We start from the raw sequence: 11,952 nt of genomic DNA, 5'->3' as shown, positions 1-11,952 counted from the left end.
GCCCTTGCTGCGCCTCGGTGGCGCGCTCGGGGGGATCGGCATGGAGAGCGTGCGACGCGGCGACGACGGCCTCACGTTGATGGAGAGGCTCGTGGGCCAGGTGAGCGTGTTGCGCTACCGGATGGCCAGCTTGCTCGGCTCGGTGCGCGCTCGCGGCGTGAAGCTGCCCGTGGAGGTGCTGGGGCAGCTCGAAGAGGTGGCGCGCAGCCTCGGCGATTTCCACCGCTTCGCGTCGGAGCACCACCAGGTGCTCTCCAGCGCCACGGCGCGCGATACACGGGGTCGTGCCCTGTTCGAGGTGAGCCGCTCGATCACCGCCTCGCTCGACTTGCAGACGGTGCTCCAGCAGGTGCTCGACCAGGTGATCCGATTGACGGAGGCGACGCGCGGCTACCTGGTGCTGCTGGACGAGCAAGGGGGGCTCGGCGTGCGGCTCGCCCGGAACCTGGATCAGCGGACGCTCGAAGGGCGGGACTTCGCGTTCAGCACGTCGGTGATCTCGGAGGTGATCCGGTCGCAACGGAGCATCGTGACCAGCGACGCCCGCGAGGACCTGCGCTTCGCCAACCAGAACAGCGTCACCATGCATCGGCTGACGAGCATCATGGCGGCGCCGCTCTCCATCCGGGGGCGGGTGATCGGGGTGCTCTACGTCGACAACCCGGGGGTCACGGGGCAGTTCACGGGCGACGACCAGGAGCTGCTGGAAGCCTTCGCCGCCCAGGCCGCGATCGCCATCCACAACGCCATGCTCTTCGGCCAGACCGACGAGGCGCTGAAGGCGCGGGTGAAGGAGCTGGAGGCGGTGCAGGCGGAGCTGGCCGTGGCACGGGATCAGGCGCTGCAAGGGCTCCAGGCGATCGAGCGAGAGATGCAGGTGGGGCAGCTCATCCAGGCCGAGTTCCTGCCGCACGAGCTGCCGGACCTGCCGGGCTGGGAGCTGGGGGTCCGGTTTCTGCCAGCGCGGCACCTCTCCGGGGATTTCTACGACGTGTTCGCCTTGCCCGGCGAACGGGTGGTGCTCGTCGTGGCCGACGTCTGCGACAAGGGGGTCGCTGCGGCGCTCTTGATGGCGCTGGTGCGGGGGCTGATCCGGACCCATGCGGCGCGCGCAGGGGGCGATGTGCTCGCCATCGTGGGCCCCGTGAACGAGTTCGTCGCCGAGCATCACGGTCGGTCGGCGATGTTCACGACGGCGTTCGTGGGCATCCTCGATCCGGCGACCGGGGAGCTGAGCTACGTGAACTGCGGGCACGAGGCGCCGATCCTGGTGCGGGCGGGGGGGGAGCTCGTTCGCCTCGGCGAGACGGGTCCGGTGCTGGGGGCGGAGCGGGACATGGAGTTCGCTCGGCGTCAGGTGTCCGTCGCACCGGGAGACGCGCTGATCGCCTTCACGGACGGCGTGGTCGATGCGCTGAGCGAGGCGGAAGAGCCCTTCGGTGAGGCGCGGTTCCTCGGCCTGGTGGGACGGGCAGGGGACCCGCTCGGCCAGGTGCTGGCTGGCGTCGAAGGGGCGCTGCGAGACCACGTCGCCGCGGCGCCGCCCGCCGACGACATCACGCTGCTCGGGCTGCGCCGGCTTGCTCCCCGCGCGCGGTCGTGATGTACGCCCCGGATGCGCATCGACCTGACGGCAGCGCTGGATGCGCTGGCCAAAGCCGCACGGAAGGGCCGAGGGCGTCTCGGTCCCAGCATCAGCGAGGTGGGGCCTCGCGTCGGGTGCCTCGCCTTCGACCCATCCGGTGAGTTTCTGGCGGTGGGGCTCTCGGAGCATGCGCCCCGGGTGCTGGTGTTCGAGCTGCCCGGCGGGGAGCGGCGCACCTCGTACCGGCTGGGTCACACCTACGACGGCGCGTATTTCCAGGCGGACATGGAGGACGACGAGGCCGATTACTTCGGCTTCTTCGCCACGCTGTCGTGTTCCTTCTCGCCCGACGGGAGGTGGTTCGCGGTGCAGCACGCGAACCCGAACCAGGGCGACGTCATCGATGTGAACCTGCAGATCTTCGACCGCTCTCGTGGTGGGCTCGCGCTCGGGCTGGGACCGCGGGATGCAGAGGGGGAGGGGAGGGCGCTCGGCGTCAGTGCCTACGGTTGGGTGGCCGGGGGGGCCGGGGTGGTCGCGGCCTCGTTCGACGGAGGCATCTCGGCCTGGCGGCTGGGGCCGCGGCCGACGGTGCGGGTGGTCGAGCGCCCCTCCGCACGAGAAGTACCGCCGGTGCTCGCGCTTTCGGGCGATGCGACGGGGGCTCACCTCGCGCTGGTGCGCGCCGGGGCGTTGGAGCTGCGGGACCTGCTGGGCGGGGAAGCGACGAGGCGCATCGCGCTCGGGGTGGAGCCGACGGCGGGTGGGCACGTGACGCTGGAGTTCGTGCGGGATCGGGTGGTGGTCGCGTGGGCGGAGCAGGGGGTCGGGACGACGTTCGTCGTGGCGCTGGAGTCCGGCCACGTGGAGAGGTTCCCGCTCACGGTGAGGGGGTCGAGGGCAGGAGGCGCGCTGGGAGCGATGCTCATCCACCCGTCGGGTGAGAGCGTGCTGTGGGAGGTCGGGGGAGAGGATGGGACGGGGCGACGTCTCGTCCGGCAGCCCCTGGACGGCGGGGTGGCGCGTGCCATCCGGCGGCAGAGCGCTGCGAGCAACGAAGGGCCGGTCGCCGTGAGTCTGGACGGGCTGCACGTGGCGCGGGCTCAGGGGGCAGAGGTGGTGATCCGTCGGATCCGGCCCAGGAGCGCGAAGGCAGGGGACTCGCCGAGCGACGGCGGGGGGTGAGTCCTCGCTGAGAGCGCGAAGGCAGGGGCCTTGCCGAGCGGCGGCGGAGGTGAGCGCTCGCTGACGCCAAAGGGGGTGGGGGGACCGCGACGCCACTTTGTTGGCCCACTGGGAAGGCCTCTGGCAGGAGGGAGAGCCTACGCGATGAGTCGCCGCCTCCCCTCCCGCCTGGGCCGCTACACCCTCTTCGACCGGATCGGCCGCGGCGGGATGGCTGACATCTACCTGGCCCGAGAGTGCACCACCCTGGGGGCGACGCGGCTCCTGGTGGTCAAGGAGGTCACGCCGAAGCTGGCTGGCAAGACGCGGTTCGCCGAGATGCTCATCGCGGAGGCGAAGCTGGCGGCACGGCTGCGGCACGGGAGCGTGGTCCAGGTGGAGGACCTGGGCCGGGACGACGACACGCTGTACATCGCGATGGAGTACGTGGAGGGGCTCGATCTGCGGGAGCTGCTCCGCCGTTCGGCGCGGCAGCGGGTCCCGGTGCCGGTGGAGTTCTCGCTGTTCGTGGTGGTCGAGACGCTGATGGCGCTGTCCTACGCCCACCGCATGGGGGTGCTGCACCGGGACGTCTCGCCGTCGAACGTGCTGCTCAGCTTCGAGGGCGAGGTGAAGCTCTGTGACTTCGGTATCGCACGGGCGCACCAGGCGGCAGCGCTCGCGGCCGAAGGGGACGCGCTGGAGGCGCCGGAGGGGCTGGGGGCGCAGGACGCGGCCCTGAAGGGATCGCTGGAGGACGCGCTGCAAGGCAAGGCGGGGTACATGAGCCCGGAGCACGCGCGCGGGGAGGCCCTCGACGAGCGCGCGGACGTGTTCGCGGCGGGGATCCTGCTCTGGGAGCTGCTCTCGGGCCGCAAGCTGTACCGGGCCACAGGGGGGTTCGATGATCTGCTCGCGATGGCGCGGCGTGCGGACATCCCGTTGCCGCCCGAGCGGATGCTGCCCGACGAGGCGGTGCTGCATGCGATCACCATGCGGGCGCTGGAGCCACGGCGGGAGGATCGGTACGGGAGCGCCAGCGAGATGCTGGCGGACCTGACGCGCTACGCGATCTCCGCGAACCTGATGGGGAGCCCGCTCCGCTTCGGGGAGTGGCTGCGGGAGAATTTCAGCGAGGAGATCCTGGCGGCGCGGAGGTCCCGGCAGCGGGCGCTCAGGGCGCTGGATTTCGGCCCGCCCGCGGTGATCGAGGCCATCGCACCGCCGAGCAGCGCAGAGACCCCTGTCCCCGCGACGGCGCTGGTCGACGCGATGGGCGAGTCGACCGGCTACACGCCGGCGCCAGGCTCGACCTCGATGGGGGAGACGCCGCCGCCCGCTTCGGGAGAGCGACCTTCGCCCTGGGCCGGACTCGATGCGCCGCCGTCCACGTCACGCCCGTCGCTGCTGCGGCGCGCGCTGGCGCGGGTGGGGCTGGCGCTCGGTGTCAGTAGTGGGTGAGCAGGATCCACCCGAGGGCCACCGCCATGGAGACCAGGGTGACGGGGACGCCGACCTTCGCGTAACCCCGGAAGCCGATCTCGGACTGCGCTCCCGCGGTCTCGATGACGATGATGTTGGCGACCGAGCCGAGGAGGGTGAGGTTGCCGGCGAGGGTCGTCGCCAGCGCGGTCGCGAGCCAGGCGGCGTGAGGGTCGGGGAGGGTGCGGATCCAGGGCTCGGCGAGCAGGATGATCGGCACGTTGGAGACGATCTGGGAGGCGACGGCGAGGACGCCGGAGAGGCTGAGGAGGCCCAGCGCCGGTGTCGTCGGCATGTGGGCGCCGATCTCTCGCAGGTAGTACTCGGGTAGCCCGGTCTTCTGCAGGCCGGCGACGACGACGAACAGGGCGCCGAAGAACACCAGCACCGTCCACTCGACGCGCGCGAACAGGGGGGAGGCGTCGCGGCGTCGCAGCAGGATGACCACGGCGGCCGCGCCGAGCGCGGACCAGGCCAGGTTCGCGCCGGCGATGAAGGCGACCGAGACGCCGGCGAGGCAGAGGAGCGCCATGCGCGCGTCCCGGCCGGGCCGGCTGGGCTCCGTGAAGGTGGCTGGGATCGCGGCAGCGTCGGTGGGCGAAGAGGGCGAGGTGGTCGCGTGGAGCTTGCTGGAGAGGAGCAGGTCGAGCATGCCCGACGTGGCCAGGAGCCCGAGCAAGGCCGCTGGGCCTGCCTTGAGCAGGTACTCGCTGTAGGAGATCCCCGAGAGCTGCGCGACCAGCATGTTCTGCGGGTTGCCCGCCACGGTGAGCGCGCTGCCCGCGTTCGCGCCCATGGCCAGGGCGAGCAGGTAGGGGACGCGTGGCAAGCCCATGTGCCGGACGATGCGCGCGACGACCGGGGTGGCCATCACGCAGACCGAGTCGTTCACCAGCAAGGCGGCGAGCAGGCCCGAACCGAGGGTGATCACGTGGAGCAGTGCGCGCGGTGAGAGCCGACGGCGCGTGACCATCGCGGCGAGCTGCTCGAAGAAGCCGCCTTCGTCGAGCGCTGCGGCGAGCAACATCATGCCGAGCAAGAGGCCGATGGTGTTGGGTTCGACCGCGCCGAATGCCTCGGCCGGGTGCAGCCCCCAGGGCGGCGACATCTCTCCGATCGCGACCATCGCGCAGGCGCCCAGCAGCGCGCCCGCGGGACGGCCAATGGGCAAGAAGCGCAGGTGACGCGCCGTGATCAGGATGTACGTCGCCGCGAAGACCAGGAGGACCAGGCCCATGGGCGGCGGATGGGAGCGCTGCGGAGGTGGGTTGTCAATGAGGGCCCAGGAGACCCGGGGGGGGCCCTCATCGATTCAGCCGACGGCCATCGGTTCGATTCAGCCCTCGGCGATTTTGAGGAGCTGCTTGCCGGTGTTCTTTCCCGTGAACAGACGACGAAGCGCGGCCGGAGCGTTCTCCAACCCGTCGACCACGTCCACCCGATCCTTGAGCTTCCCGGCCTGGAACCAGGCGCCGAGTTCCTGGAAGGCTTCCCCGACGCGATCGAAGTAATCGAGGATGATGAAGCCCTCCATGCGGCCGCGCTGGACCAGGAGGCTGAGGTAGTTCTTGGGGCCCTTCAACGCGCTGGCGTCGTTGTACCCGGAGATGGCCCCGCACAGGACCACCCGTCCGCGCATGGCGAGGTGGAGCAGCGCGGCGTCGAGGATGTCGCCCCCCACGTTGTCGAAGTAGATGTCGATCCGCTTGGGGCAGGTCTCTTCGAGCCGCTTCGCGACGTCCTCCGCCTTGTAGTCGATGGCGGCGTCGAAGCCGAGTTCGCCCGTGATCCAGTCGCACTTGTCCTTGCCCCCGGCGATGCCGACGACGCGACAACCCTTCAGCTTCGCGATCTGTCCGACCGCCATGCCGGTGGCGCCCGCGGCGCCGGAGACGACCACGGTCTCCCCTTCTTTCGGGCGGCCGATGTCGAGCAGCCCGAAGTACGCCGTCAGCCCGGTCAAGCCGAGGATGCTCAGCGCGTTGGTGAGGGGGACACCGGGGGGTAGCTTCGTGGGGCGCCCGCCACCCTTCGTGGGCAGCACGACGTGGTCCTGCCAGCCGACCATGCCGCTCACCAGGTCTCCCGGTGCGAAGTCGGGGTCGTTCGAGGCGACCACCCGGCCGGCGCCGAAGGAGCGCATGACCTCGCCGATGGCCACGGCGGGCAGGTACGAGTCGCGCTCGATCCAGCCGCGCTGCGTGGGATCCACGGACAGGTAGAGGTTGCGAACCAGGACCTGTCCTTCTTTCGTGAGCTCCGGTCGCGGCTCTTCCCGGAGGTCGAAGTCGCTGTCCTGGACCATGCCCTTGGGGCGCGCGGCGAGACGGAGAACGCGGTTGATGTCGCTCATGGGATCCTTCCCTCCTGGGATATCGAGGCGCGTACTCTACGCAGGGCGGCTCGGTTCCGCATCAAGCGCGCGTGGAGGCGGCGAGACGTGCGAGCGCTGCAATCGCCCGGAGGCGGGAGCGCACCTCGTCGGCAGGCATGAAGACGAGGAGGCCATCCTCGAGGGTCGGCAGCGCGGCCTGGAGCTGCTCCGCCGTGAGGGTGTGCGCGTCGATCCCGGCGCGCAGGAGGATCTGCTCCAGGGTGATCCGGGCCGAGCCGGCCGGGAGCCCGCTCGCGGCGACGAGGCGGTTGAAGAGAGAGCTCACGCCTTCCTTCGAGGAAGGCGGTGGGCCCTTCTGTCTCGATTCCGCGCTGTGCTGCCGCAGCAGCTCTCTCAGCCGCGCGCGGACGGAGGTGAGGTTCGTCGAGCGGGCCGTCACCACGTCGAGGTTGGGTGAGAGGGGGCCGTTCGCTCGGATCTGAGGCGGTGTGTCGACCAGCAGGAGGACGGGGATGGAGGCCCAGGTCGCCGTGCGCTTCAGGCGTCGACACACCTCGTCGGCGTCGATGCCGGGCGCGGCGGCGTCCACCACGATGCAGTCCACGCTGGTGATCGAGAGGAGCTGGGCGGCCTCCTCCAGGGAGTGGGTGAGCGTCACGTCGTGCCGGTCGATCCGGAGGCGCTCGGCCAGCACGGTGAGGTAGGTGGAGCGGGCGCCGATGGCGAGTATCTTCCGCTCGCTCAGGCCGCGGTCGGGTGTCGGGTAGCCTGCTGGACCCGGACCGAGAAAGCGACGCACACAGCGGAGGATGTACGAGGGATCGTAGGGCTTGCCGACGTACTCGTCCGCGCCGGTCACCAGGCCACGGACGCGGCTCTTCACCTCGGATTCCGTCGACAGGACGATGACCCGCGTTGCCGCTCGATCGGGATCGGCCTTGAGGACGCGCAGCAGATCCAGCCCGTCTCCGTCGGGGAGGATGACGTCGAGGATGAGCAGGGCGAAGGGCTGGCGTTGCAGCTCCTCCTGCCCGGAGCTCATGGTGGAGCACGCGGTGACGCGATACCCGGCCGCCGTGAGTGCGGACTGGAGATCGGTGCGGACCGTCAAGCTATCGTCGATGATCAAGATATCCGGGTACATGGTCGTTCTCCCGCGCGCTCACCGCCCAGAGAGCGCAGAAATCGTCGGTGCGATGTCGGACAGGGGGAGGACCTTCCGGGCCGCTCCGATGCGGATCGCCTCCCGTGGCATCCCGAAGACCGTTGAACTCGCTTCGTCCTGCGCGAGCGTCATGGCGCCAGCCCGCTGCATTGCCAAGAGCCCCTCTGCGCCATCGCGTCCCATGCCGGTCAGCAGGCAGCCGACGGCCCGCGCTCCGTAGGCTTCGGCGACCGAGTGAAGCAGGACGTCCACCGAGGGGCGACAGTCGTGCGCGTGGGGGTCGTCGGTCAACCAGAGGCGGCCGCCGCGGACGATGAGGTGACGATCGGCCGGCGCCATGATGACCCTGGCCTCTCTGGGACCTGGCAGCGGTTCACCGTGCCTTGCCTCGGTCACGGTCGCCGGGATCACGCTGTCGAGCCAGGCGATCACCGTGGAACCGAGCGGCTGAGAGACATGAAGGACGAGGAGAACCGGGATGGAGATGGGGTGCAGGCGGTCTCCGAGGACGGCGGCGACGGCGCGGGGCCCGCCTGTCGAGGCGCCGATGGCGATGAGACGAGGGCGCACGGCCATGGTGAGCGGAGCGTCCGCTGGCTGGGTCGGAGAGTGCTCTGTGGCATCGACACCCCCTTCGATGGAGAGATCACTCTTCCAGAAATTCAGGACCGACCTCAAGCCTGCTTCTCCATCAGTTCTCGGACGGTGGTGACGAAGCGCCGCTGGTCGAATTCTCCTTTGACGATGTAGGCCGCAGCGCCTGCATCCAGCCCGCGCTGACGATCTTCGACCGAGGCCAGGGAGGTCACGATGATCACGGGGATGTCACGAAGCGCCGTGTCGTTCCGGGTGATGCGAAGAAAATCGAGGCCGCTCATCCCCGGCATCTCGATGTCGACGAGGAACAGGCCGTAACGGCGCTCCTTCGCCTTCTTCAGCCCCTCTTCCCCGGAGCCCGCGAGATCGACCTCGAACCCCGCCCCTTGCAGAATGCCCTGCTCGAGCATGCGCGTGGTCAAGGAGTCGTCGATGATCAGGACCGGGGGGCGAGGCTTGACGACACGCGGCGTGAGGGTGGCAGGGCGGTTCTCCACGGCTTGCGCCAGGCCGCGTGTGTCCAGCACGAGCACGGGGTTGCCTTGCGCGTCGAGCGCAGCCCCGGCGACCAAGGCGTGCTCTCCAGCTGCGACGGGCAACGGCTTGACGATCACATCCAGGCTGCCCAGCAGCCGATCCACGCCGACTGCCACCAGACTGCCGCTCGCCTGCAAGATGACGGACGACCAGCGCTCTCGTGGCGTGACGGCGGAGGCGTCCAGCATCCTGGCGAGGGGCATGAACGGGATGGCGCGGCCCTCGTGGAGGATGTGCTCCCCTGCACCATCGCGGACGACATCCGCGTCCGCGAGGCGTACGACGCCCGTCACACCGGCGAGCGGGATCAGCGTCTGTCGGTCGTCGGCGAGCACCACCAGCGCCGTGAGCGACGAGAGCGACAGCGCGACCTCCAGCTCGATGGTGGTCCCCACGTCGGGCTCGCTGGCGATGCGTAGCTCGCCGTCGAAGCGGGCCGCGGTCTCGGCCGCGACATCCAGGCCGACGCCGCGACCCGAGAGTTCGGTGACCCCTTGGCTCGTGCTGATCCCGGCGCGGATGGCGAGGCGGAGCGCATCGTCGTGGCCGAGCGCGAGCGCGTCCTCTTCGGAGATCGCCCCTCCGGCGACCGCTGCGGCCCGGATCGCGTCGGCGTCCATGCCCCGCCCGTCGTCCGAGCAGCTGAAGACGGCCCGCCGCCCGCGCCGTTCGACGCTGAGCCGCACCCGCCCCCCGGCGGGCTTCTTGAGCCGAACTCGCTCCTCCGGTGACTCGAGCCCGTGCGCCACGGCGTTCCGGACCAGGTGCAGCAACGCATCGCGGACCGCGGCGAGGATGTGCCCCTCCAGGCGCACCTCTTCGCCCGAAGCCACGAAGCTCACCTGCATGCCGCGTGCTCCTGCCGCATCCCTCACGCCCAGCTCCAGCGAGGGCATGATCGTGCGCGCCGGGACGAGGCGCAGGATGCCGAGGCGACGCTGTACCTCCCCGAGTTCCTGATCCATGCGTTGCAGGCCGCTGCCCAGATCCTCCATGGCGGTGCCGAGCACGCGCTGCAGCTCTTCGAGCTTTGCCGACATGCTCTGCAGCCGGAGGGCGCCTGCTTCCCGGCTCCCGGGCGCCTCGCCCAGCGCGCGCAGGGCCCGCATGTCCCGCCGCAGCAGGCTCAAGCTTCGCTGCGCCCCCCGGACGGTCTCGGCCGCCCTTCGCGCCGTGCCGAGCTGCACCGAGGTCTCCGTGGCGGCCTCCAGCGTCGCGTCCAGCGCCATGATGTCCACCCGCACCGTCTCCAGGCGCTCCTCCGCGAGGGGCCCGGGGGCGGTCGATGGATTGGTCTGGGTCTGACCCGTCACCTCGCGCCGCAGGGCGCCGACGAGCGCGAGCAGATCGCTCATGAGGGCCTGCTCGGGTGCCTTTTCTCCGGCGCGGTAGGGAGTGAAGGCGTCCTCGATCGCGTGCGCCAGCTCGGCGACGCGAGGGCGCTGCGCGATGCGAGCCGCTCCCTTCAGCGTGTGCGCTTGCCGCAAGCACCGATGGACGATCTCGATGCGTTCGGGGTCGCGCTCCAGCTCGAGCACCCCCTGCGCGAGGCCCTCCAGGAGTTCCAGCGCTTCGCTCCGGAATGCGCGCTCCAGCTGGGAAGTCAGGGCCATGCTAGCCCGGTGTCTCGTGGCGGATCAGCCCGACGAGCTGCCTGGCCAGCGACGCGAGCTGGACGGCCGTCTCCAGCATCTGTCCCGCGCTGGCGTCCGTCTCTCGTGCCGTCTGGGCGACCTCCACGATCGCGGCGCTCGCCTGCTCCACGGCGGTGCTCTGCTGGCGGGTGCTCAGCTCGATCTCGCGCGAGGCATCGGCCGTGCTCGCCACCGACGCGGCGATTCGCCCGAAGCTCGCGTTCATCTCGACGAACTGGCGCGCGCACGCCTCGGCCGCCTTGGCGCCGTCCTCCGTGGCCATCACCGACGTGTTGGCAGCGGCGCGCACCTCCTCGATCAGCGACCGGATGTCCTTCGTCGACCCGCCGACCCGGTCGGCGAGGCGGCGGATCTCGTCGGCGATGACCGCGAAGCGGCGCCCGGATTCTCCGGCGCCCGCGGCCTCGATCGTCGCATTGATGGCGAGGATGTTCGTCTGCTCGGACAGCTCGTTGATGAGATCGACGATCGCGCCGATGTCCTGGGAGCGCTTGCCGAGTTCCAGCATGTGCTGGACGATGCGATCGACCTGGAGCTTCACAGTCTCGATCGTCGCCCGCGCTGCCACGACCGTCTGCTCTCCGCCACGCGCCGCCAGGGTCGTGTCGTTCGCGATGATGGTCACCCGCTGAGCGCTCTCCGCGATCTGGCGGGCCGTGGCGACCAGCTCTCGCATCGTCGAGGAGGCCTCTGCGGACGCGGCCACCTGCCCCTTGGCCCCCTTCGCTTGCTGCGTGGCGGCCGCCTGGAGCTCCGACGAGGCGCTCTGCAGGCTCTGCACCGAGGACCCGATCTGGCGGTCGAGGGTCCTCATGACCAGCGTGGCCGCGACCAGCACCACCACGAGGGCCCCGAGGGTGCCCCCGAAGACGACGTTTCGGTGCCACTCCGTCGCCTCTTCGGCCTCCGTGGCGCGCTCCTTCAGGCGGGCCCTCTCCTCCGCGATCATGTCGCCGGTGAGCTGACGGATCTCCTCCATCCGCCGCTTCCCTTCTCCCTCGCTGACGAGCTTCGCCGCCACCTCGAGACCGTCGCGCTGACGAGCGTCGATGGGGGGCTTGAGCTTGTCGAGCTGATCACGGACGAGCTGCCCCAGGGTGTCGATGCGTTTCTGGTGCTCGGGGCTGTCGCGGTTGATCGAGCGGAGCTCCTCGACCTCTCTGCTCAGCCGCTCGACCGCGCCGTTGTAGGGGTCGAGGAACTCCGGCATGCCGGAGATCACGTAGCCTCGCTGACCCGTCTCCGCGTCCTTGATGAGGGAGAGGAGATCGATCACGTCGCTGATCGCCTTGTGCGTCTGGGCGACCCGCCGTGCCGTCTCCACCTGCTGCACGCTGGTCCTGTAGGAGAAGAGGCCAAGCCCGATGATCAAGAGCACGGGGAGCGAGAACCCCAAGGTCAGCTGCTGCCCTATCGTCCAAGATCGTCCCAT

Annotated in this window: 9 protein-coding genes; 3 read left to right on the top strand and 6 right to left on the bottom strand. The window is 70.2% G+C overall.

Annotated elements, in window-relative coordinates:
• The first annotated feature begins 4 nt into the window (after window positions 1-4).
• The 3 genes from CMC5_RS38745 (at window position 5) to CMC5_RS38735 (ending at window position 4,210) form a co-directional block, all read left to right on the top strand.
• Window positions 5-1,603 (top strand): PP2C family protein-serine/threonine phosphatase, encoded by a 1,599-nt coding sequence (locus tag CMC5_RS38745; protein WP_050435112.1) that lies wholly within the window; start codon window positions 5-7, stop codon window positions 1,601-1,603.
• Between the two features lie 12 nt (window positions 1,604-1,615).
• On the top strand, window positions 1,616-2,770 hold the full coding sequence (locus CMC5_RS38740) for a hypothetical protein (protein ID WP_050435111.1): 1,155 nt from the start codon (window positions 1,616-1,618) through the stop codon (window positions 2,768-2,770).
• A gap of 144 nt (window positions 2,771-2,914) precedes the next feature.
• Window positions 2,915-4,210 (top strand): serine/threonine-protein kinase, encoded by a 1,296-nt coding sequence (locus tag CMC5_RS38735; RefSeq protein ID WP_050435110.1) that lies wholly within the window; start codon window positions 2,915-2,917, stop codon window positions 4,208-4,210.
• Here the strand turns inward: CMC5_RS38735 and CMC5_RS38730 are convergent.
• The 6 genes from CMC5_RS38730 to CMC5_RS38705 form a co-directional block, all read right to left on the bottom strand.
• Window positions 4,197-5,468, bottom strand: coding sequence for an ArsB/NhaD family transporter (locus tag CMC5_RS38730; RefSeq protein ID WP_050435108.1), 1,272 nt, complete (start codon window positions 5,466-5,468; stop codon window positions 4,197-4,199). The genes CMC5_RS38735 and CMC5_RS38730 overlap by 14 nt on opposite strands.
• 99 nt (window positions 5,469-5,567) lie before the next feature.
• Window positions 5,568-6,584, bottom strand: a complete 1,017-nt coding sequence (locus CMC5_RS38725) for an NADP-dependent oxidoreductase (protein ID WP_050435107.1) — start codon at window positions 6,582-6,584, stop codon at window positions 5,568-5,570.
• A gap of 61 nt (window positions 6,585-6,645) precedes the next feature.
• On the bottom strand, window positions 6,646-7,710 hold the full coding sequence (locus CMC5_RS38720; RefSeq protein ID WP_050435106.1) for a response regulator: 1,065 nt from the start codon (window positions 7,708-7,710) through the stop codon (window positions 6,646-6,648).
• Window positions 7,711-7,728: 18 nt separating this feature from the next.
• The gene (locus CMC5_RS38715; RefSeq protein WP_050435105.1) at window positions 7,729-8,409 is read right to left on the bottom strand and encodes a CheB methylesterase domain-containing protein; all 681 of its coding nucleotides are present in this window, start codon (window positions 8,407-8,409) and stop codon (window positions 7,729-7,731) included.
• Window positions 8,406-10,478 (bottom strand): hybrid sensor histidine kinase/response regulator, encoded by a 2,073-nt coding sequence (locus CMC5_RS38710; RefSeq protein ID WP_050435104.1) that lies wholly within the window; start codon window positions 10,476-10,478, stop codon window positions 8,406-8,408. The genes CMC5_RS38715 and CMC5_RS38710 overlap by 4 nt, the downstream gene beginning before the upstream one ends.
• Before the next feature lies 1 nt (window position 10,479).
• Complete coding sequence (locus CMC5_RS38705) at window positions 10,480-11,952, bottom strand: CHASE3 domain-containing protein (RefSeq protein WP_050435103.1); 1,473 nt, start codon at window positions 11,950-11,952, stop codon at window positions 10,480-10,482.

Origin of the sequence: Chondromyces crocatus, assembly GCF_001189295.1 — a bacterium.
GTDB lineage: Bacteria > Myxococcota_A > Polyangia > Polyangiales > Polyangiaceae > Chondromyces > Chondromyces crocatus.
This window is presented reverse-complemented; position numbering and strand designations above follow the sequence as displayed.